Origin of the sequence: Devosia sp. SD17-2 (assembly GCF_029201565.1) — a bacterium.
In the GTDB taxonomy this organism is placed as follows: domain Bacteria; phylum Pseudomonadota; class Alphaproteobacteria; order Rhizobiales; family Devosiaceae; genus Devosia.
The window spans coordinates 3,772,452-3,791,959 of the sequence record NZ_CP104002.1 but is presented as its reverse complement, the minus strand read 5'-3'; the positions used below and the strand labels follow the sequence as shown (position 1 = coordinate 3,791,959).

The 19,508-nt window shown below is 62.7% G+C and carries 24 protein-coding genes; 8 read left to right on the top strand and 16 right to left on the bottom strand.

The window, feature by feature from the left end; all coding sequences use genetic code 11:
- Positions 1-32 precede the first annotated feature (32 nt).
- Positions 33-802, top strand: a protein-coding gene (locus NYQ88_RS18690; protein ID WP_275654860.1) for an IS5 family transposase whose coding sequence is annotated in 2 segments (ribosomal slippage) — positions 33-344 and positions 347-802 — 768 coding nt in all. Because the reading frame shifts where the segments join, the coding sequence is not laid out codon by codon here.
- Between the two features lie 184 nt (positions 803-986).
- Positions 987-1,214, top strand: coding sequence for a 30S ribosomal protein S21 (gene rpsU / locus NYQ88_RS18685; protein ID WP_275652589.1), 228 nt, complete (start codon positions 987-989; stop codon positions 1,212-1,214).
- A 66-nt stretch (positions 1,215-1,280) separates the two neighbouring features.
- On the opposite strand, the gene NYQ88_RS18680 is transcribed toward rpsU, so the two are convergent.
- The 4 genes from NYQ88_RS18680 to NYQ88_RS18665 form a co-directional block, all read right to left on the bottom strand.
- Positions 1,281-2,492 (bottom strand): multidrug effflux MFS transporter, encoded by a 1,212-nt coding sequence (locus NYQ88_RS18680; RefSeq protein WP_275652588.1) that lies wholly within the window; start codon positions 2,490-2,492, stop codon positions 1,281-1,283.
- Positions 2,489-3,298, bottom strand: a complete 810-nt coding sequence (locus NYQ88_RS18675; protein ID WP_275652587.1) for an alpha/beta hydrolase — start codon at positions 3,296-3,298, stop codon at positions 2,489-2,491. Before NYQ88_RS18675 ends, NYQ88_RS18680 begins: the two co-directional genes overlap by 4 nt.
- Positions 3,299-3,347: 49 nt before the next feature.
- Positions 3,348-3,986 carry a DsbA family oxidoreductase gene (locus NYQ88_RS18670; protein ID WP_275652586.1) on the bottom strand — a complete coding sequence of 213 codons (639 nt, stop codon included), beginning with the start codon at positions 3,984-3,986 and terminating at the stop codon, positions 3,348-3,350.
- 84 nt (positions 3,987-4,070) lie between these two features.
- Positions 4,071-4,628 (bottom strand): tryptophan-rich sensory protein, encoded by a 558-nt coding sequence (locus NYQ88_RS18665; protein ID WP_275652585.1) that lies wholly within the window; start codon positions 4,626-4,628, stop codon positions 4,071-4,073.
- A gap of 182 nt (positions 4,629-4,810) precedes the next feature.
- Here NYQ88_RS18665 and NYQ88_RS18660 point away from each other — a divergent pair, with 182 nt between their 5' ends.
- Positions 4,811-5,023: a SlyX family protein gene (locus NYQ88_RS18660; protein WP_275652584.1), complete on the top strand. Its 213-nt coding sequence runs from the start codon at positions 4,811-4,813 to the stop codon at positions 5,021-5,023.
- On the opposite strand, the gene NYQ88_RS18655 is transcribed toward NYQ88_RS18660, so the two are convergent.
- The 10 genes from NYQ88_RS18655 to NYQ88_RS18610 form a co-directional block, all read right to left on the bottom strand.
- On the bottom strand, positions 5,017-5,580 hold the full coding sequence (locus tag NYQ88_RS18655) for a hypothetical protein (protein WP_275652583.1): 564 nt from the start codon (positions 5,578-5,580) through the stop codon (positions 5,017-5,019). The genes NYQ88_RS18660 and NYQ88_RS18655 overlap by 7 nt on opposite strands.
- On the bottom strand, positions 5,535-6,596 hold the full coding sequence (locus tag NYQ88_RS18650; RefSeq protein ID WP_275652582.1) for a hypothetical protein: 1,062 nt from the start codon (positions 6,594-6,596) through the stop codon (positions 5,535-5,537). The genes NYQ88_RS18655 and NYQ88_RS18650 overlap by 46 nt, the downstream gene beginning before the upstream one ends.
- Positions 6,597-6,699: 103 nt before the next feature.
- A complete protein-coding gene (locus NYQ88_RS18645; RefSeq protein ID WP_275654953.1) occupies positions 6,700-8,106 on the bottom strand; it encodes an NAD(P)(+) transhydrogenase (Re/Si-specific) subunit beta in 1,407 nt (468 codons plus the stop codon).
- Between the two features lie 6 nt (positions 8,107-8,112).
- Positions 8,113-8,481: a proton-translocating transhydrogenase family protein gene (locus NYQ88_RS18640; RefSeq protein WP_345774601.1), complete on the bottom strand. Its 369-nt coding sequence runs from the start codon at positions 8,479-8,481 to the stop codon at positions 8,113-8,115.
- Entirely contained in the window at positions 8,478-9,677 is a 1,200-nt protein-coding gene (locus tag NYQ88_RS18635) for a Re/Si-specific NAD(P)(+) transhydrogenase subunit alpha (protein ID WP_275652581.1), read from the bottom strand. Before NYQ88_RS18635 ends, NYQ88_RS18640 begins: the two co-directional genes overlap by 4 nt.
- Before the next feature lie 65 nt (positions 9,678-9,742).
- Positions 9,743-9,898, bottom strand: coding sequence for an aa3-type cytochrome c oxidase subunit IV (locus tag NYQ88_RS18630; protein WP_275652580.1), 156 nt, complete (start codon positions 9,896-9,898; stop codon positions 9,743-9,745).
- 45 nt (positions 9,899-9,943) lie between these two features.
- Positions 9,944-11,746 (bottom strand): M3 family oligoendopeptidase, encoded by a 1,803-nt coding sequence (locus tag NYQ88_RS18625; protein ID WP_275652579.1) that lies wholly within the window; start codon positions 11,744-11,746, stop codon positions 9,944-9,946.
- 68 nt (positions 11,747-11,814) lie between these two features.
- Positions 11,815-12,573: a sulfite exporter TauE/SafE family protein gene (locus tag NYQ88_RS18620; protein ID WP_275652578.1), complete on the bottom strand. Its 759-nt coding sequence runs from the start codon at positions 12,571-12,573 to the stop codon at positions 11,815-11,817.
- A gap of 428 nt (positions 12,574-13,001) precedes the next feature.
- The gene (locus tag NYQ88_RS18615) at positions 13,002-13,736 is read right to left on the bottom strand and encodes a cell cycle transcriptional regulator TrcR (protein ID WP_275652577.1); all 735 of its coding nucleotides are present in this window, start codon (positions 13,734-13,736) and stop codon (positions 13,002-13,004) included.
- A 137-nt stretch (positions 13,737-13,873) separates the two neighbouring features.
- A complete protein-coding gene (locus NYQ88_RS18610) occupies positions 13,874-14,908 on the bottom strand; it encodes an NAD(P)H-quinone oxidoreductase (RefSeq protein WP_275652576.1) in 1,035 nt (344 codons plus the stop codon).
- 79 nt (positions 14,909-14,987) lie between these two features.
- Here NYQ88_RS18610 and NYQ88_RS18605 point away from each other — a divergent pair, with 79 nt between their 5' ends.
- From NYQ88_RS18605 to NYQ88_RS18590, 4 genes are all read left to right on the top strand, one after another.
- The gene (locus tag NYQ88_RS18605) at positions 14,988-15,173 is read left to right on the top strand and encodes a DUF1192 domain-containing protein (RefSeq protein WP_275652575.1); all 186 of its coding nucleotides are present in this window, start codon (positions 14,988-14,990) and stop codon (positions 15,171-15,173) included.
- A 106-nt stretch (positions 15,174-15,279) separates the two neighbouring features.
- Positions 15,280-15,504 carry a hypothetical protein gene (locus NYQ88_RS18600; RefSeq protein ID WP_275652574.1) on the top strand — a complete coding sequence of 75 codons (225 nt, stop codon included), beginning with the start codon at positions 15,280-15,282 and terminating at the stop codon, positions 15,502-15,504.
- Positions 15,505-15,538: 34 nt separating this feature from the next.
- Positions 15,539-15,751, top strand: coding sequence for a hypothetical protein (locus NYQ88_RS18595; RefSeq protein ID WP_275652573.1), 213 nt, complete (start codon positions 15,539-15,541; stop codon positions 15,749-15,751).
- 300 nt (positions 15,752-16,051) lie between these two features.
- Complete coding sequence (locus tag NYQ88_RS18590; RefSeq protein ID WP_275652572.1) at positions 16,052-16,573, top strand: DUF1465 family protein; 522 nt, start codon at positions 16,052-16,054, stop codon at positions 16,571-16,573.
- 12 nt (positions 16,574-16,585) lie between these two features.
- On the opposite strand, the gene NYQ88_RS18585 is transcribed toward NYQ88_RS18590, so the two are convergent.
- Positions 16,586-16,903, bottom strand: a complete 318-nt coding sequence (locus NYQ88_RS18585) for a YnfA family protein (RefSeq protein ID WP_275652571.1) — start codon at positions 16,901-16,903, stop codon at positions 16,586-16,588.
- Positions 16,904-17,020: 117 nt separating this feature from the next.
- Positions 17,021-17,242, bottom strand: coding sequence for a 50S ribosomal protein L31 (rpmE, locus tag NYQ88_RS18580; RefSeq protein WP_275604552.1), 222 nt, complete (start codon positions 17,240-17,242; stop codon positions 17,021-17,023).
- 211 nt (positions 17,243-17,453) lie between these two features.
- Here rpmE and NYQ88_RS18575 point away from each other — a divergent pair, with 211 nt between their 5' ends.
- A complete protein-coding gene (locus tag NYQ88_RS18575) occupies positions 17,454-19,262 on the top strand; it encodes an ABC transporter transmembrane domain-containing protein (protein WP_275652570.1) in 1,809 nt (602 codons plus the stop codon).
- Positions 19,263-19,508: the final 246 nt, after the last annotated feature.

Genomic DNA, 19,508 nt, shown 5'->3' with positions numbered 1-19,508 from the left:
GATTCCTTCCCTTTGGTGGACAGGAGGTGATGATGGCGCGTTTTGATCTTACGGATTTTGAGTGGTCTGTGATCCAGCCGCTGCTTCCGACGAAGGTGCGCGGCGTTCCGCGCGCCGATGACCGGCGTGTTCTGAACGGCATCTTCTGGCGGCTTCGCACGGGCGCGCCCTGGGCCGACATCCCGACGCGGTATGGCCCGCACACGACCTGCGTGAACCGCTTCAACCGGTGGCGCAGGGCCGGCCACTGGGCGCGCATTCTTGACGCTGTATCAGCCGCTTACAATGGCGACGTGCAGATGATCGACTCGTCCTCGATCCGGGTTCACCAGCACGCCGCCAACGGTCAAAAAAAGACGAGCGATCCCGTTGCATGGGTCGTTCGCGCGGCGGCCTGACCACCAAGATCCATGCGCTGGTCGATGCCCAGGGGCGGCCGATCCAGCTCAAACTGACCGAAGGCCAGGCCCATGATGGGCGATCAGCAGCGGACATGTTTGCCACCCTGTCCGCTGGAAATATCCTGCTCGCAGACCGAGCCTACGACAGTGATGCCCTGCGCAGCACCATGGCCGAGCGCGGTGCATGGGCCAATATCCGCGCCATGCCCAACCGCGTGCAAACCTTCCCATTCAGCCACTGGGTCTATCGCCAGCGCAACGCTGTCGAACGTTACTTCAACAAACTCAAACACTTCAGGGCAATCGCAACCCGATACGACAAGCGAGACGACAATTTCCTGGCATCAGTCCAACTCGCTTCAATCCGTATCTGGTTGCGAAGTTATGAGTCGGTCACCTAGACTGGTGAGGCGTCCTGGAAACCCGCTTGACGCCCATTTCGGTGAGTCTTTTAGTGGACAAATGTCGCCGACTTCGCTATAGACCCCGCCACGATGACCGGCGGTGCTGGTCGGCGCAGACGTCTCTGCGACTTCTGTGCTTCCATTCAATTGATTTGCATGTGCTTTGAAGGGGCAGTTACCTTTGCAAGTAGTCGTTCGCGATAACAATGTTGATCAGGCGCTGCGCGCCCTCAAGAAGAAGCTGCAGCGTGAAGGCGTCTTCCGCGAGATGAAGCTTCGGAACTACTACGAGAAGCCCTCCGAGAAGAAAGCCCGCCAGAAAGCAGAGGCCGTTCGTCGCGCCCGCAAGCTGGCTCGCAAGCGCGCACAGCGGGAAGGCCTGATCGCTGCGCCGCCGGCGCGCCACTAGGCTTCGACTGCTTGAAGAGTTTTAACGCCGTCCCTTTAGGCGGCGTTTTTGTTTGTGTCGGCCCGCTTATGCAGGTGTTCGTCTGGACCGGTGGCGATCGAACCAGGTCAGGCCGATGGCGATGATGGCCGAGAGCGGCATCATGACCATCAATGCCGTGCGGGCATCGGGGAACAATGTTCCTGCGGCCAGCGATCCGACGAACCCGCCGCCCACCTGGAAAAATCCGGTCAGCGCGCCGGCTGCGCCCGCCATGCTGCCGAAGCCGGCCATGGCCGTGGCCGTAGCGCTCGGGCCGATAAAGGCGAGGCCCACCATCCAGATGCCGACCGGCACCATCAGCGCCATCACCGACAGCGGGAACAGCAGCGGCAGGACAATAAAGCCGAGCCCGCCAAGGGCCAGGAGCACCAGGGCGAGCGTGATGATCCTCTGCCCGCTCATGCGTGCGGCAAGCCTGCCGGCGATAAGATTGCCGGAGATGAAAGAGGCCGTCTGTACCAGCATGGCCATGGCGAACTGGAAGGGGGTGAGCCCCATGTCGTCGATGAGGATGAAGGGCAGGAGCGCCGTAAAGCTGTGAAAGCCGCTGAAGGCCAGCGAGAGCAGCAGGGCCGGAAAGACGAAGTCCGGCGCGGTCATCAGGGCGCGATAATTGGAAAAGATCACCCGGGCGTTGAACGGGATGCGCTGCTCGACCGGCAGGGTTTCGCGCGCGCTGGTGCCCAGCATGGCGAGGATGGCAAGGCCGAACCCGGCCATGACCACGAAGAGATAATGCCATGAGCCGAACAGCAGCATGACGCTGCCCAGCGTCGGCGCGACGGCGGGGGTGACGGTCAGGATGAGGTTGACCATGGTGAGGATGCGGATCGCCTCGGCGCCCACGAACTGGTCGCGCACCATGGCGCGGGACAGGGCCACGCCGGCGGAGACGCCAAAGCCCTGGATGAAGCGGCCGAGAAACAGCACTTCGAGGCTCGGCGCGAAGGCGGCGACAAGACTGCCGAGCACATAAATGGCGAAAAAAGCGATGCCGACGCTGCGGCGACCGTACCGGTCGGAGAGCGGACCGCAGATCAGCTGGCCCAGGGCGAAGGCGGCGAAATAGACCGTCAGCGTCAGCTTGCCGGCTGCATCGGTGGTGTTGAGATCGTCAACGATGGTCGGCAGGGCGGGGGCATAAAGGGTGAGACTGAGCGGGCCAGTCGCCACCATGAGACCGCCGATAATGGCGGTTCGGCGGGCTGACATGCCCGCCGGAATAGCCTTGGTCACGGAATAAGGGCTTTCTCGAAAAAGGGCTTGGCCTGGCCCCAGATCCCGGCGGCCCAAAGGTCGGAGTGATCGGCGTCGGGGACGATCCAGAGTTCGGAAGGATTGGGGGCAAGGGCATAGAGACGCTCGCCATTGGAGACGCCAATCGTGGCGTCCGCCGTGCCATGGGCGATCAAGAGCGGCTCGCTCACATCGCGGATCCACTCATTGGAGGGGAATTTGTCCATCATGACGAGGCCGACGGGCAGGATCGGATAGCGATCGGCCGCGACCGTGACAGCCGAGAGATAGGGGGTTTCGAGCAGCAGGGCCTCGGCATCGCGATTGGCGGCAACATAGGTGGCGGGGCCGGTGCCGATCGAGCGGCCCCAGATCATGATCGGGGCGCCCTTGGCGGCGACCCAGTCGAATACGGCGAGGGAATCCTCGAGCATGTTGTCCTGCGAGATTTCCCCCGGCGAGGTGGGAAAGCCGCGATAGTCAAAGGCGGCAAAGCCGAAGCCGTCGGCGACGAACTGCTCGTAGCGCTGGTGTTCCTCGGTGAAGCTGCCGGTATTGCCCTTGTAGAAAATGATCACCGGCCGGCCGGGAGGCGGGGCCTTGTACCATGCGGTGACGCTGGCATTGCCGGATGGAATTTTGACCTCTTCGGCATCCGTGAGCGTAGTTGCGCTAAGCGGGATGATCTCGCCCGCGGGACTGTACTGGAGAGCCCGCTGGTTGAAATACATGTAGGCGATGGCCCCCGCGTAAGCGAGAGCCACAAGAATGACGAGGGCATAGAGCCCGCGGCGCAGCAGTGTCATGACCCACCCCCGGAGCGATTTGCTGCACTATATCGCAAAGAGGGGGAAATCAGAGTTCAGAAAGCGTTTTTTGCAGCGCCTGATCGAACACTTCATCGGGCTGGGCGCCGGATAGCGCATATTTCTCGCCAAAGACGAAGAAAGGCACGCCGCGAATGCCCTGCTGGGCGGCGTCCTTGGCGATCTGCTCGGTGGCCTTGAGCAGGTCCGGATCGTTCATGGCGTCGAGCGCATCGCCGCGATCCCAGCCGAACTGGGCGGCGATATCGGCCAGGACATTGTCGTCATTGATCTGGCGGTGCTCGAGGAAATAGGCCTCGGCAATGGCATTGGCCAGCTCGTGCTGATTGCCATTGGGCTTTGACAGCCGCGTGATCGTGTGGGCCTTCGCCGTGTTGAACATGCGCGGCTGCTGCGACAGATCGAGATCAATGCCGGCCTTTTTCGCTTCGCTCTCCACCCGCTCCCACATTTCCTTGGGGTCCCGGCCATATTTGGTGCGCAGCATCTCCCCGACGTCGACACCCTCGGGCGGAACGGTCGGGTCGAGATAAAAGGGGTGGTTTTCGATGACGACTTCAACGTCGTCGCCGAGCCGGGCTACAGCCTGGTCGAGACGTTCGGAGCCCACGAGGCACCAGGGGCACACCACATCGGTGAAGACATCGATCTTGAGCAGTTTGGTCATGGGAACTCCTTGTGCCTGCCCCTTCCAATTGGGGCCGATCCGCGCCGACGGCAAGAGGGCACCTGGGAGTAACTATAGGCGCCGTTACAGGGCCGGGGGTGGCGTCTGCTGGTTGACCTGCATCAGGGCGAAGGGCGGTGTCCATGCTGCGGCGATGGTGAGGCCGAGGGCTGCGCCGACGCCAAGCCACAAAAGTGTAGGGACCATGAGGAGGCCGCCGAGCACCGAGTTGCGGTAGATACGATTTGTCGTCGCGCCACAGAGCAGCAACAGGGCGACGACGTAGAGCGCGAGCTGCAGGCTGTCGAGCCATGGGGCAAGAAACGGGAAGACGATCATGCCGATGGTGAGGGCCGCGACCCAGCCGATCACGCCGCGCCCGCCGTTCTGCACGGCAAGACCAGCGGCCGCGCCGATCAGGAACATCAGCGAGAGGTGAATGCCGGCGCCGAGCCAACCGGGAATGCCATAGGGGGAAAAGAACAGCGGCAGGATGCCCACGCTTTCGCCGGCCAGATTGGCGAGCCCGAAGAGGCCGAGCGGCAGTCCACCGGCAATGGCAACGCCGAAAAGCGCGCGTGCGCCGGAAAAAGCACTATGGCCTGTGGGGCTCGTGACGGTGGTGACTGCGGTGGTGGCCATGGCTTGGCTTCCCTTGCGATTGCAGGGGATCAATGGCGCGGCCCGCACTTGGGTTCCGTATACGTAAACTTGTTCGCGGTTGCGGCGGCGACGCCAGCGCTGTTACGGCAGAGGCTGAGACGGCTTGTGCAAGCGCGCCCGGCCCCCTATGCCGGGGAGCTATCATATTTAGGATGGGCGCCATGGCCAATTCCGACACCAGCGAGCGGATCGATTCGCTCGAAACGCGCATCGCCTATCAGGATCAGGCGATCGAGGACCTCAACACGGCCCTCACCGAGCAATGGAAAACCATTGATCTGCTGACGCGCAAGCTCGTCATGCTCGAAGAGCAGGTTCGCACCGGCTCCTATATCGCCGATCCGGCGACGGAAAAGCCGCCGCCGCACTATTGAGGCGAGGCGGCCTGGGTCCGCTCGAGGCCCACGGCCTCGCGGAAGGCGTCGATATGGGCGGCGGGCGGATCGCCCTCTGCGGCCGTATCGGTCCAGTAGAGGTTGTGGGTGAAGATGCGCCAGCCCAGCCGCCCCCAGACGATGGGCACATCCACATCGCGCACGCCCGGGCCAAAGCGCTCGGCTCCGGCGACCGGGCCCGAAATGGCGTCGCCGAGGAAGAACATCCAGGAATCAAAGCGATCAAAGAGATTGGTCCAGCGCACGGTGGAAAATAACGCCGCGTGATGGGCGACCTTGCCCTTTTCGCCATCGGGATAGAGCGCGCCATGTGTCTCGTCATAGGGTTGGCTCGGGGCCGTGGGGAGGACGCGCTCGGCCTTCATGCGGGTAAAATCGGCCCGCCCATCCGTTATGAGGAATTCGGCGCTGGAGAACGGCGTGCCAAGAGTTATGAGGTCGGAAACCTTCCAGCCTGATCCGACCCCGCCGACCGTGCCTTTTTGTCGGCTCAGCGCCTCGAAGGCTGCCCATTGCAGGGCCTGATACTGCGCCACCAGCTCCGGGGACCATTGGTCCGCCGGCGCTTTGGCGACAAACGCGTCAACGCGGCCACCGCGGCCTCTGCCTCGGCGCAGGGCGGATTGTCCTTGGTCGGCCCGACCTCGCGCCAGAGAATGTGCAGGAGGTCATAGGCCAGAACCGAGCCCAGCGAATGGGCTATGACGATGACCCGATCATATTCGGGGTCTTCATGCAGCGCCTTGAGAAGCGCGAGGCCCCGGTTCCTGACCCCCTGACGGCTCTGGACGGTTTCGGTCTGGGCCGAGAGATAGCTTGCCGCATCGCCGAAATAGGGCAGCAGCAGATTGTCGGCGAGATAGGCCAGCCACCCCAACACCATCAGATTGACCACATGGCCGTTCCAGCCAAAGCTGTCGAGCACGCCCACGGCAATGATGAAGACGAGGAGCTGGGTGGGGATGCGCTTGAGGACAGCGAGCCAGCGGGCAAATTTCGGCGCGAGGATCAGGCCCAGCGCCGTCAGCGAGATGATGTGCCCGCGCGCGGCGTCGGGCGAGGTGAAGTGGTCGTACCAATCCATGGACAGCAGTTTGGGCAGCGCGAGGAGCGCGCCCAGCGCCGAGATGATGCTGACCACGGTGATGATCCAGAACACCGCCCAAGGCCAGCGCATGTGGCGCGGCACATAGCCGGGATCGACCCAGAGAAGGCGCTTGATCCAGCGCCAGAGATTGCGCAGCGGCGTGGCGTTGAGGAGATCGGCGTAATAGAGCTCGAAGAAATCGGTCCGCCGACCATTGTGCTCGGGCGTGGTGATGCGCTGGAGTTCGTAGAGCCCGCTCTTGTCGTCCGGAACGATCCAGATCGGGCGCGGGCGCGGATGGGTTTCCCCGGGCGTATCGAGTTCAGGGTTTTCCTGCCAGAGCACTTCGACGAAGTCGCGGATCGTGCCCATGGGGCGCTGCTCGCCCTGGCCGTGGACGATGACCACGGCCTGACGCTTGATCTCTTTGGACCTGTTGGCCCCCTCTTGCGGTGCGCGCGCCATGATGCCTCCCTGACGGAAGATTAGGACAGCGGCAGAGGGCTGGAAACCGGAAAAGAAAAAGCCCCGCTGGAGCGGGGCTCTGGTGATCAGACACTGCGGTCGGTCAGTGCCCTAGCGACTTGACAATGTCCTCCGTGACCTTCTTGGCGTCGCCGAACAGCATCATGGTGTTGTCGCGGAAGAACAATTCGTTCTGCACCCCTGCGTAACCTGCCGCCATGCCGCGCTTGATGAACAGCACCGTGCCCGCATCCTCGACGTTGAGAACCGGCATGCCGTAGATCGGCGAGGTCTTGTCAGTCTTGGCGGCGGGGTTGGTGACGTCATTGGCGCCGATGACGAAGGCGACGTCGGCCTGGGCAAATTCGGAATTGATGTCTTCGAGCTCAAAAACCTCGTCATAGGGCACATTGGCTTCGGCCAAGAGCACGTTCATATGCCCCGGCATGCGGCCGGCCACCGGATGGATGGCGTATTTCACTTCGACGCCGGCGGCTTTCAACTGATCGGCCATTTCCCGGAGGGCGTGCTGGGCCTGGGCAACGGCCATGCCATAGCCGGGCACGATGATGACTTTTCCGGCGTTTTTCATCAGGAACGCCGCGTCTTCAGCCGCGCCCTGTTTTACGGGGCGATCCTCTTCCGCACCTGAGCCGGCAGCAGCGGCGTCGCCACCAAAACCGCCAAGGATGACGGAAATGAAGCTGCGGTTCATCGCCTTGCACATGATGTAGGAGAGGATGGCGCCCGAGGAGCCGACGAGGGCGCCGGTGATGATCAGCGCGGTATTGCCCAGGGTGAAGCCGATTCCGGCGGCCGCCCAGCCCGAATAGGAATTGAGCATGGAGACGACGACCGGCATGTCGGCGCCGCCAATGGGGATGATCATCAGTCCGCCCAGCACGAGGGCGAGAATGGTGATCAGCCAGAAGAGCCAGGGATTGCCGGTGACGGCAAAGGCCCAGACCAGCGCCACCAGCACAATGCCGATGACGATATGAATGAGATGGCGGGCCGGCAGGATGATCGGCTTGCCGGACATGTTGCCGTTGAGCTTGGCAAAGGCGATGACCGAGCCGGTAAAGGTGAAGGCGCCAATGGCGGTGCCGATCGACATTTCGATGAGCGCCTGGGCATGGATATGCCCCGAAGGATCGACAATGCCGAAGGCGACGGGCGCATAGAGCGCTGCGGCGGCGACGAAGATGGCGGCAAGTCCGACCAGAGAGTGGAAGGCCGCGACCAGCTGGGGCATATCGGTCATCTTCACCGAGCGGGCGATATAGGCCCCGATCCCACCGCCGATGCCGATGCCACCGATGATCAGCAACCAGCTGGCCCAGTCATTGGGCGCAGCCACGAGCAGTGTGGTGACAATGGCGATGGCCATGCCGACCATGCCGTAGAGATTGCCCTGCCGGGCCGAGGAGGGGCTGGAAAGGCTCCGTAGCGCGAGGATGAAGAGGATACCGGCGGCGAGATAGAGAAGGGCGGCGATATTGGCGTCGATCACGGCTCAACCCTTCTTCTTGTACATGGCCAGCATGCGCTGGGTGACCAGAAATCCGCCAAAGATGTTCACGCTGGCAAAGACGAGAGCAATGAAGCCGAAGAGCTTTGAAACCCAGCTGGCGTCAGTTGCCAGTTGCACGCCGACGGCGAGCAGGGCGCCGACGACAATCACCGAGGAAATGGCATTGGTGACGCTCATCAGCGGGGTGTGAAGGGCCGGGGTGACGCTCCAGACCACGAAATAGCCGACGAAAATGGCGAGGACGAAAATCGCCAGCCGGAACGTGAAGGGGTCAATCGCTCCCCCCAGCGCGCCATGGGCAATCGCCGCGGCCAGATCGGCGGTGGGTTCAACGGTCGTGCTGTCCATCATGCGTCTCCCTTTGGCGCGTCAGCGACTTTTCTCGGGGGCGGTTCGAGCGGAACGTTTTTCGGCGGCAGCGTCGCCGTGCTGGTGAAATTGGGGTGAACGATGGCGCCGTCGCGGGTGAGCACCGTGGCCTTGACCAGCTCGTCATCCCAGGTGATGGCGAGGCTCTTGCTCGCCGTGTCCACGAGCGTCTCGATGAAGGCGAGGAGGTTTCGCGCGTAAAGCTGGCTGGCGGTGGTGGGTATGCGGCTGGCCATATTGGTGTAGCCGACGATTTTTACCCCATTGTGCTCGACGATCTCGTCGGCCCGGGTCAGCTCCACATTGCCGCCGCGCTCGGCCGCGAGGTCGACGACGATGGCGCCCGGGGTCATGGCCTCGATCATGGCCGCAGTGACCAGCTTTGGCGCCGGTCGCCCGGGAATGAGCGCCGTGGTGATGACAATGTCCTGCTTGGCGATGTGGCCGGCGACGAGCTCGGCCTGGGCCGCCTGCTCGGTCAAGGTCAACTCGCGCGCATAGCCGCCCGTGCCCGAGGCATCCTTGAGAGCGTCGGTCATGACGAACTTGGCGCCCAGCGATTCCACCTGCTCGCCGGCAGCGGCGCGCACGTCGGTTGCCGACACCACGGCACCCAGGCGCCGCGCGGTGGCGATGGCCTGGAGCCCGGCAACCCCGGCACCCATGACGAAAACTTTTGCCGGGCGGACGGTGCCGGCGGCGGTCATCATCATCGGCATGGCGCGTTCAAACAGCGCCGCCGCCTCGATGACGGCCTGATAGCCGGAAAGATTGGCCTGGGAGGAGAGAATGTCCATCACCTGCGCGCGGGTGATGCGCGGCATGAATTCCATGGAAATGGCCGTCAGCCCCGATGCGGCGAACGCGGCAATCTCGGCTTCATGGCCGAAGGCGTCGAGCGCACCGATGAGGAGGGCGCCGGATCTGGCCCCGGCAAGGCTGGCCGCGCTGGGGCGGCGGACGCAGAGAATGATGTCTGCGTTGTCGATGGCTTCGACGCGGGAGCCAATGCTGGCGCCGGCTGCGGCGAAGTTCTGATCGCTGATGCGGGAGCCCAGTCCCGCACCGGCTTCTATTGCAATCTCTGCACCCAGCCCGATGAGCTTGGCGACAGTTTCCGGAGTGGCAGCGACGCGGCTTTCGCCGGTCGATGCCTCGCGGAGCACGGCAATCTTCATAAAAACTCTCCTACCCGCCTGCCGCGGGCAGGCTCGTTTTCATGGGCCTGCGTCGTCTGATTATTTTAGGGCTGGATCACGAAGTAGAGGAGAACCATCGAGATCGCGGTGCCGTAGATTGTCCACTTCACCCCGGTAATGAAGCCATTATAGGTGCGTTCGTGCTCCCGGTAGTCATTTGCGGATTCACGCACGGTGGGCGGATGCTGATGGTTGGCCATATGGTCCTCTACAATCGTCGTCTACTTGTTCGGGCGCCCAAGCCCTCAGGGCGAGGTCGCCTCAAGCTCATCGATCAGCCCCTCGATCATCGACAGGCCAAGCGACCAGAAGTTGGGGTCTTTGGCGTCCAGTCCAAACGGCGCGAGCAGTTCGGAATGGTGCTTGCTGCCCCCTGCCTTGAGAAGCTCGAAATAGCGCTCTGCAAAGCCTTCGTTGGACTTCTCATACTGCGCATAGAGCGAGTTCACAAGGCAGTCACCGAAGGCATAGGCATAGACATAGAAGGGCGAATGGATGAAGTGCGGGATATAGGTCCAGAAGCTCTCGTAGCCGTCATTGGAAATGACGCCGTCGCCGAGCGATTCTGCCTGCACTTCCAGCCAGATGGCGTTGATTTCCTCGGTCCGCAGCTCACCCTGCCGGCGGGCCGTATGGACGCGGCGCTCGAAGGTATAGAAGGCGATTTGCCGCACGACCGTGTTGAGCATGTCCTCGACCTTGGAGGAGAGGAGCGCAAAGCGCTGCGTGGGGTCGGTGGTCTTTTCGAGCAGCGAGCGGAAGGTCAGCATCTCGCCGAACACGGAGGCGGTTTCGGCCAGGGTCAGCGGGGTATTGGCGAGGATTGGCCCCTGCGCGGCAGCGAGACTCTGGTGCACGCCATGGCCGAGCTCATGGGCGAGCGTCATGATATCGCGGGTGCGCCCGAGATAGTTGAGCATGAGATACGGATGAGCGCTGGGCACGGTGGGATGGGCAAAGGCGCCCGAGCGCTTGCCATTGCCGGCCGGGGCGTCGATCCAGCCGGAATTGAAGAAGGGTTTTGCGACCTCGGCCAGCTCGGGCGAGAACTTGCCATAGGCCTCAAGCACGGTGGAGACGGCGCTGTCCCAGTCCCAGATGCGATCATCGCTGGTGGGGAGCGGCGCATTGCGGTCCCAGGCATTGAGCTTGTCCTTGCCGAACCACTTGGCCTTCATCTTGTAGTAGCGGTGCGAGAGGCGCGGATAGGCCTCCTGCACGGCGGTCTGCAGCGCATCGACCACTTCGCGCTCGATGGAATTGGCCATGTGGCGGCTGTCGGCAATGTCCTCGTAACCGCGCCAGCGGTCGGAGATTTCCTTGTCCTTGGCCAAGACATTGGTGATGTGGGTAAAAAGCCGGCTATTGGCCTTCAGCACCTTGGCGAGGGCGTGATAGGCGCTCTCGCGCTTCTTTTCGTCCTTGTCGGAGAGCAGGTGCAGCGTCGCTTCAATGCTCAGCGTTTCGCCATCGACCTCGAACTCGAGGGAGGCGAGAGTCTCGTCATAGAGCCGGCTCCAGGCCGAGAACGAGGTGACCGACTTGTCCTGGAATAGCTCTTCGAGCTTGTCATCGAGCTGGTAGGGCTTTGCCTTGCGCAGTTCGGCAAACCAGACGCGATAACGCGCGAGCTCCGGATCGGCAGAAAGGGCGGCTTCGAGATCGGCATCATCGATGCGGTTGAGCTCGAGCGTATAAAAGAGGGTCTGGGTCGAGAGCGCCGTCAGCGCCTCATTGATGTCGCCCATGAATTTTGCGCGGTCCGGATCGGTGGTGTTCTGCGCATATTGCAGGAACGCGAACGACCCGATGCGGCCGCCCAGATCCTCGAGCTTTTCGCTGTCCTTGATCGACTGGACCAGCTTGCCGGCCTTGGTCAGCTCGACCAGCTTGCCCTTGTAGTCAGCCTCAAATTTGCTCGCGAGCGCCTTGGCTTCGGTCAGGGCCGTCTTGAATTCGGGGCTGTCCTTGCCGGGATAGAGATCGGAGAGATCCCACACTGGAAGGTTGCCGAACTCATTATGGCCCTTTTGCGTGGTGGCGCTCATCAAATTCTCCCGGAAAATCAATTGCGGCGGACCTTAGCGGCCAGAATTGGCGCTGTGAAGGCCTTGCCCTACCAGCCCATCACGCCAACGAGGCCATCCCAGATCAGCTTGAAGGCCAGAAGGAAGATCAGCCAATAGGCGATGGTGTAGAAGAGTTTGGCCGAGATGCGGCGCACCAGATAAATGCCGATAAAGACGCCCAGCATGCCCACCGGTGCCAAAGCCGCCGAGAGTGTCAGATTGCTGACATTGAGCTGGCCGAGGAAGAAATAGGGGATCAGCTTGGAGGTGTTGACCACGGCAAAGAACATGGCCGAGGTGCCGGCATAAATGGCCGGGCTCAGCCTCTGGGGTAGCACATAGATCTGGAACGGCGGGCCGCCCGTGTGCGAGATGAAGCTGGTAAAGCCTGCCGTGGCGCCCCAGAAACTCCCCCAGCCTTTCGATGGCGGCAGGCCTTCGAGTTTCTTGCGGATCGGGAAGACGGCGTCGATTACAAAGAGCAGGGTGACGACGCCCACCAGGAGCAGCACCATGGCGTCGCTGACAAAGGCCCAGAGGGCCCAGCCGATCAGCGTGCCAATGGCAGCTCCGGGCAGCATTAGCTTGAGGATCGAGCGATCGAACTCCTTGCGATACATCCAGACCGCCACCGCATCCATGCAGAGGAGCACCGGCAGCATCATGCCCGCCGCATCGCGCGCCGGCATGATGAGGGCGAGCATTGGCACGCCGACAACGCCCAGGCCGCCGAGCAGCCCAGCCTTGGACAGGCCGACAATCAGCACCGCGAGCACGGCAACCGTGACGAAAACAGGATCAAACATTTTGGAAAGCGAATCCGGGAGGCAGGTTTGGTCTATCTGCGCTCTTGTATGGATGTTTTGTCAACCGGAGGACACTTGTAGCCCCCCACCCTTGATCCCACCCCACAGGGAGGGAGACGATGGAGCCGAGGGTTTTATGACTTTTTGAGGGGTACTGTCTGAGACCTCGGCCATCCACCGGCGGGCTTCCCTCCCCTTGATGGGGAGGGAATGAGGGTGGGGTGGAGCCACAGGCGCGGAGTCCGGTTATATCGCGACTGGGTCTTGGTCCAAGCGCCCCGGCTCTGCTGAGAGATTACCCCCACCCTTGCTCCCTCCCCACAAGGGGGAGGGAGACGAAGGAGCCGACGGTTTCGTCGTTGATGTGCAAGGGGCACAAACAAAAATCCCCGCCGGAGCGGGGATTTTCAAACTCGGATGCGATCCGCTTACTCGTCGGCGTCGCTCTTGAGCGACTTGAGCTTGGAGAACACGGAGTCCGCGTCGAACTCTTCGTTGTTCGGCGCCGGGCGGTGATGGTGCTCGCCGCCTTGGTCGTCAAAGCTGAGGTCGTGGCTGGTGCGGGCTGCGGCCCGGGCCAGCGCTTCCTCGGCGGTGAGGAGCGTCGTGCCTTCGGCCACATCGGTCTGCTGCACGGCCGCATCCTTGGACGCGCGCTTGACCTCGAGGTCGAGCTCGATCTGGCTGCACAGGCCCAGGGTGACCGGGTCCATGGCGGTCAGATTGGCCGCGTTCCAGTGGTTGTTGTCGCGCACCGAGTCGATGGTCGACTTGGTGGTGCCGACGAGGCGCATGATCTGCGCGTCCTTGAGCTCGGGATGATTGCGCACCAGCCATTTGATGGCATTGGGGCGCTCATTGCGGCGCGAGATCGGGGTGTAGCGCGGGCCTTTGCGCTTGACGGCGGCAACGCGAACCTTGGGATCGGAAAGCTTGAGACGGTAATTGGGATCCTTCTCGGCCTTCTCGATTTCCTCGCGCGACAGCTGACCGTTCTGCACGGGGTTGACGCCCATGATGCCGCTGGCGACATCACCATCGGCAATACCCTGGACTTCCAGCGGATGCAGTGTGCAGAAGGCGGCAATCTGTTCGAACGACAAGGCAGTGTTGTCCACGAGCCAGACGGCAGTCGCCTTGGGCATCAAAAGGGGCTGGGACATGTCAATTCTCTCCTGGTGGCGCGGCCGGTTTTCCACCGGGCCGCTCCGCCTCTTGGCCAAATGCTGAGGGGAAACTGTCCCTAATATAGAGTTTTGCGCTCAATCCTGCAACGCTTATCAACTCTGCCAAGGATTTATTAAGACAGATCCGCCGCACTCTCGCGTCCGTATGCGCTGAGCAGCACGAGCTTGCCGATATGGCCGCGCCCCTCCATCGCCGCATGGGCTTCAGCCGCGTTTTCGAGATCAAAAAGCCGGATGTCGGGCTTGCGCCAGCCGAGGGCGGCGAGGGCAGGAAGGAACGTCGCCACGCGCTCGGCGATGGCCCGCTTGGTAGCGCTGTCCTGTGGGCGCAGGGTCGATCCCGACAGCGTGATGCCCTTGGCCATTATCAGCCGCAAGGGCACTGCCGCGGTGCCGCCGTCGAGGGTCGAGATCTGAACAATGTGACCGTTGCGGGCCGAGGCCGCGACATTGACCCCCGCCATGTCCCCGCCGATGACGTCGACGACGCGGTCGACACCCTTGCCGTTAGTCAGTTCCTTGGCGCGGGCGGCGATGTCTTCGCTGCGATCAATGGTGGCGTGTGCGCCCATGGCCTTGGCGTAGGCGGCTTTTTCAGGGGTTGAGGTGACCCCGATGGCCCGTGCGCCCAAAAGCCCGGCGATTTGGATGGCCGCGCCGCCAATGCCGCCAGAGGCGCCGTGCACCAGCACGCTCATGCCGGCCTCAAGGCCTGCACGCATGACGAGGGTCTGGGTGACGGTGTACCAGGTCTCGGGCAGGGCGGCTGCCTCGGCAAAGCTCCAGCCCTGCGGCACGGGCAGCACCTGGCCGGCCGGCACGGCAACATATTCGGCATAGCCGCCGCCATTTGTCAGCGCCATGACCGCGTCGCCCACCTTGTGATTGCTGACATCGGCGCCTACCGCTGACACCGTTCCCGAGACTTCGAGCCCGGGAAGCGGCGATGCGCCCGGTGGGGGATCGTAATGGCCACGCCTTTGCGCCAGGTCGGGGCCATTGACCCCGGCTGCCGCCATGCGGATGAGGATGTCGCCGGACCCGATCGCGGGCAGGGGATGGCGGCTCGCGACCAATTGTTCTGGCCCACCGGGGGCGGTAATGGCGGTGGCCAGCATGTCGGCTGGCAGGAAATGTGATGGTGTCATGCCAGCATGTTTGCCCAAGCGCGCTTGCTCGGCAAGGCCGCTGCGCTAATCTATGACCAATGTCCAAAGGGAGAGTGTCATGATCGAGGAAGAGAACCGCAAGGCTCCGACAGCCCATGAGGTCGGCATGGCGCTCGATGCCCTGTCGGTGGGCGAACTCGAGCAGCGCATTACCCTGCTCGAAGGCGAGATTGTCCGGCTCAAGGCCGCCATCGATGCCCGCGGTCACACACGCAAGGCCGCCGAGGCTGCCTTCAAGTTCTGAGGCTTTCGCCGGCCTTCTTGCTACAGGTTAAGGTTAATCACTGGTTAAGATGGGGGCTGCCAGCGGAAGCGGCTAGGGTGCCCGCTGAGCCTGGGAAAGCCTGAAAATGAACTGGAACCTTTTTTCTGTCGTCGTCCTTTTTGTGGTGACTGGCCTTTGCGCCGTGCGGCGGGCGCTCAAGGCATCAGCGCGGGCTCCCGACCGGGAGCGCAGCCCTGTGGCATCCGCCCGAACGCCGGGCGAGCGCGCCTGGCGCGAGCAGCCAGTCCAGACATTTGTGTGGCAATTGCAGGCGGCCCGCTACAGAAAGCCGCCGTTTCGCCGCCCGTAGACCGTTTGGTCCGGGCGAATGATGGGAGAAAACGATGCGACAGATCGATAGCATTCTTGAAGGTGTGCGCCCGGCAGAGCTGGCGCATTTGCGCGCTTTGGCCGAAGGCCGTTTCGGTGGTGCAGCAGCCACCCAGCTGCGGTCCCTCGAAGAAAAGGGCTGGGTCGAGACCGTCGCCGGCACCTGCCTGATCACGTTGACCGGCCGGACGCTGCTCGATAGTTCATCGGGTGCTCAAGGCTGGTAAACAAAGCCTCGGTGGGCAGGGTTAAGAAAGTCTGTCCCATTAACATACAATTAAGAGTTTACGGGTAAGGTCTCATTATTCAGATTCTTCTGAATTCTTCAGAGCGGTTTCTCCCTCTGTTTGACGCCTCCCTGTTAACTTCGAGAGCCGTTTTTACGGCTCTTTCTTTTTGTTCACTTGGTCTGGCGGCTAACCACATCTTAGCCTAAGTACAATCGCAAGGGTGACGCTTGCCGGGATCGGGCCTATGGTTCGATCGTGACGGCGGGCAATCTCCGGCACCATGACTTAGGAAGCGGAATGGCGGAACAGGGCGACAGCACATCGGCAATAGCGATCGGACCGCGTATCGCGGCTTCCGGGGGCTTTACGGCGCTCTATCGCGAAGGCATGGGGCTGATCGAGGAAGTTGCCGTCTATCTCGACGAGGACGGGCGCGAAGACAGTCGCTTCCTGCCGCGCGAAGCTGCTTTTCTCTACGCCACCGAATCCATGCGCCTGACCACGCGCCTGATGCAGATCGCCTCCTGGCTTCTGCTGCAGCGCGCCGTCAACGAAGGCGAGATCAGCCGCGAGAACGCCCGCGCCGAAAAGGAAAAGGTCAAGTTTTCCGCCACGCCATCCGAGCGCGGTGGTCCGGGCTATGACCTCCTGCCGCAGATCCTGCGCGATTTCATCGACAAGGGCGATCGCCTGTTCGATCGCGTCATGCAGCTCGATCAGCTCGAACGTGGCGCCTTGCCCGATCAGCCGGCCGGCCAGACCAATGGCATTGCCGATCAGTTCTCCCGCCTGCACGCCGCCTTCCAGGCCAAGCGCTAACCTCTCTGTGCTTCAGCTGCGCGGGGCAAAGAAGATGACGGCCGCCCCGGCCAGCGTCAGCATGATGCCGGCCAGATCCCAGCGATCGGGCCGCACGCCCTCGACCCACACCATGAAGGCCACCGAGGCCAGCACATAGATGCCGCCATAGATGGCGAAGGTGCGCCCGGCGCTATCCATCCCGCTGAGGGCGAGGAGCCAGGCGAAGGCGCCCAGCGCGACAAGGGCAGGGGCCCAGAGCCACACCGGGCCCTGCCGCCACGCCTGCCAGACGAGAAAGCACCCGGCGATCTCCAGAATGGCGGCAGCAAAGAACAGCGTAAATCGCATGTGGAAAACCCTCCCGCACGCCGTGGTTGCGAAGCTTTTGCTCCGCTGCGACATGGCCGTGAACAGCAAAAAGCCCGGCACAAGGCCGGGCTTTGAAACTTTTCGCCAGGGCGAGCCTTAGAGGCCGAGACCCTTGAAGCGCTCCTTGAAGCGCGACACGCGACCACCGCGGTCCATCAGCTGGCCCGTGCCGCCGGTCCAGGCGGGATGGGTCTTGGAGTCGATGTCGAGCTGCAGCGTATCGCCTTCCTTACCGTAGGTCGAACGGGTCTGGTAGGTGGTGCCGTCGGTCATGACCACGTTGATGGTGTGGTAGTCGGGATGGATATCGGACTTCATCGCATGCGCCTCAAATCAAACGGGCGCCGTGGCGCCCGGAGAGCTGGAAACTTGTGTTGGTCGGTCTATTACAGAACCAAGCCCGTTTAGGCAAGGGCGTGACAGCGGCAATTTTACCCGCAAGCTGCCTGTTGCCGCTCCCAGCCCCCGAGCCTATATCGAACGGACCGCCGCGCGGCGGCAAAAAACAACCGGAGCGGCGGACCAGCCTATGACAGATCAAGCCGTCCCGGCGGAAAACAAGCCCGAGCAGATCATCGAAACGCCCCGGCTTGAGCCGAAACGGCTGCAGCCCCTGCGCCGTCTCCTGCCGTTCATGCTGGCCTATCCGGTGCGCCTTGGCCTTACCATATTGTTTCTTCTGGTGTCGGCATCGGCCTCGCTAGCCATCCCCGCTTTTCTGGGCGGCGTGATCGACGAAGGCTTTATTGCACAGAACCTCGACAATGTCGGCCGCTATGGCTGGTGGATCATTGCCATCGCCTTCGTCATGGCCATTGCCAGCGGCGCGCGCTTCTATTTTATCTCCGTCATCGGCGAGCGCGTCGTTGCCGATCTGCGCCAGGCGGTGTTCTCGCATCTGCTCAAGCTCGATGCGCGCTATTTTGACACCAATCGCGTCGGTGAGCTCACCAGCCGCCTCAATGGTGACACCGCCATCATCCGGGGCGCAGTGGGCTCGAGCTTCTCGCTCGCCCTGCGCTCCATGGTCTCGATCATCGGCGCGCTGGCGATGATGATTCTCACCAGCCCGGTGCTGACCGTGGCTGTCGTCATTGCCGTGCCGGCGATCATCTTCCCGGTTATGCTCTATTCCCGCCGCCTGCGCGGCATGTCGCGCAACACCCAGGATGCCCTGGCCGATCTTTCGGCCATGGCCACCGAAATGCTCGGCGCCACCCGCACGGTAAAATCCTTCACCCAGGAAGAGGTGCAGGCGGACATCTACCAGACGCGCACCGAAGCCAGCTATGGCGCGGAAGTCCGTCGCCTCGGCGCGCGCTCCATTCTTGTGTCGCTGGTCATTTTCCTGGGCACTTGTGCCCTTGTGGGCCTCGTGTGGTGGGGTGCCCGTGCCGTGTTCGACGGCTCCGTCACTGCCGGCCAGCTGGCCCAGTTCATGGTCTATGCCCTGATGGCCTCGGGCGCTCTGACCAATCTCTCAGAAGTTTTGGGCACGCTGCAGTCGGTGGCAGGCTCAATGGAACGTCTCACCGAAATCCTCGATACCGACGCGGTGATCCGCGATCCGGAACACCCGATTGCCCTGCCAAAGCCATCGCTCGGCACTGTCGCCTTCGAGGCCGTCGATTTCGGCTATGACCCGGCCTCCGATGATCGGGTGCTGCGCGACCTCAGCTTCAACGTGGGCAAGGGCCAGACGGTGGCATTGGTTGGCCCCTCGGGATCGGGCAAGTCGACCACGCTTTCGCTGCTGCAGAGGCTCTATGACGTCACCAGCGGCCGTATTCTCGTCGATGGCGTCGATATCCGCGATACCAGCCTCTTCGAGCTGCGCCAGCGCTTCGCCTATGTCGAGCAGGAACCGACGATCTTCGCCGGCTCGATCGCCGACAATATCCGCTTCGGCAAGCCCGACGCCACGGAAGCCGAGATCGAGGCCGCTTCGCGCGCTGCCTTGGTCCATGACTTCGTGCTCGATCTGCCAAAGGGCTATGACACCATCGTCGGCGAACGCGGCGTCATGCTGTCGGGCGGCCAGAAACAGCGCCTCGCCATTGCCCGTGCCATCCTCAAGAACGCGCCCATCCTGCTGCTCGACGAGGCCACTAGCGCGCTCGACGCCCAGTCCGAGCGTCTCGTGCAGATGGCCCTCGAACACCTGATGCAGGGCCGCACCACGCTGGTCATTGCGCACCGCCTCGCCACCATCCGCGACGCCGACAATATCCTGGTTCTCGAAGCCGGTGAGGTCATCGACCAGGGCACCCACGACGAACTCGTCGCCAAGGGCGGCCGTTATGCCGAGCTGGCAAAACTGCAGTTCCGCGCCGAGTAGTTTGGATTTTTGAGGTGGGGCCGACTGAAGGCTCCTGCCGTGCACCACCTTCTCGGCTCTATCGCCCCCTCGCCCCTCAGGGGAGAGGGCGGGGTGAGGGGTGAAGGTTTTGGCGTCAATCGCACCCCCGCACCTAACCTCCCCCTGAAGAAGGGGGAGGGATCGGCCAGTGGATGTGCAGATATCGAGGGCCCCTATGGGCTCCTCCCCCTACCAGGGGGAGGTTGGGTGGGGGTATCCAGCTCG

Excerpts from the sequence above, each read along its gene's own strand:
- NYQ88_RS18675 (WP_275652587.1), bottom strand. The coding sequence starts at position 3,298 with ATGACACTGCTGCGCCGCGGGCTCTATGCCCTCGTCATTCTTGTGGCT.
- NYQ88_RS18670 (WP_275652586.1), bottom strand. The coding sequence starts at position 3,986 with ATGACCAAACTGCTCAAGATCGATGTCTTCACCGATGTGGTGTGCCCC.
- NYQ88_RS18665 (WP_275652585.1), bottom strand. The coding sequence starts at position 4,628 with ATGGCCACCACCGCAGTCACCACCGTCACGAGCCCCACAGGCCATAGT.
- NYQ88_RS18660 (WP_275652584.1), top strand. The coding sequence starts at position 4,811 with ATGGCCAATTCCGACACCAGCGAGCGGATCGATTCGCTCGAAACGCGC.
- NYQ88_RS18650 (WP_275652582.1), bottom strand. The coding sequence starts at position 6,596 with ATGGCGCGCGCACCGCAAGAGGGGGCCAACAGGTCCAAAGAGATCAAG.
- NYQ88_RS18640 (WP_345774601.1), bottom strand. The coding sequence starts at position 8,481 with ATGATGGACAGCACGACCGTTGAACCCACCGCCGATCTGGCCGCGGCG.
- NYQ88_RS18635 (WP_275652581.1), bottom strand. The coding sequence starts at position 9,677 with ATGAAGATTGCCGTGCTCCGCGAGGCATCGACCGGCGAAAGCCGCGTC.
- NYQ88_RS18630 (WP_275652580.1), bottom strand. The coding sequence starts at position 9,898 with ATGGCCAACCATCAGCATCCGCCCACCGTGCGTGAATCCGCAAATGAC.
- NYQ88_RS18625 (WP_275652579.1), bottom strand. The coding sequence starts at position 11,746 with ATGAGCGCCACCACGCAAAAGGGCCATAATGAGTTCGGCAACCTTCCA.
- NYQ88_RS18620 (WP_275652578.1), bottom strand. The coding sequence starts at position 12,573 with ATGTTTGATCCTGTTTTCGTCACGGTTGCCGTGCTCGCGGTGCTGATT.
- NYQ88_RS18615 (WP_275652577.1), bottom strand. The coding sequence starts at position 13,736 with ATGTCCCAGCCCCTTTTGATGCCCAAGGCGACTGCCGTCTGGCTCGTG.
- NYQ88_RS18610 (WP_275652576.1), bottom strand. The coding sequence starts at position 14,908 with ATGACACCATCACATTTCCTGCCAGCCGACATGCTGGCCACCGCCATT.
- NYQ88_RS18605 (WP_275652575.1), top strand. The coding sequence starts at position 14,988 with ATGATCGAGGAAGAGAACCGCAAGGCTCCGACAGCCCATGAGGTCGGC.
- NYQ88_RS18600 (WP_275652574.1), top strand. The coding sequence starts at position 15,280 with ATGAACTGGAACCTTTTTTCTGTCGTCGTCCTTTTTGTGGTGACTGGC.
- NYQ88_RS18595 (WP_275652573.1), top strand. The coding sequence starts at position 15,539 with ATGCGACAGATCGATAGCATTCTTGAAGGTGTGCGCCCGGCAGAGCTG.
- NYQ88_RS18590 (WP_275652572.1), top strand. The coding sequence starts at position 16,052 with ATGGCGGAACAGGGCGACAGCACATCGGCAATAGCGATCGGACCGCGT.
- NYQ88_RS18585 (WP_275652571.1), bottom strand. The coding sequence starts at position 16,903 with ATGCGATTTACGCTGTTCTTTGCTGCCGCCATTCTGGAGATCGCCGGG.
- rpmE (WP_275604552.1), bottom strand. The coding sequence starts at position 17,242 with ATGAAGTCCGATATCCATCCCGACTACCACACCATCAACGTGGTCATG.
- NYQ88_RS18575 (WP_275652570.1), top strand. The coding sequence starts at position 17,454 with ATGACAGATCAAGCCGTCCCGGCGGAAAACAAGCCCGAGCAGATCATC.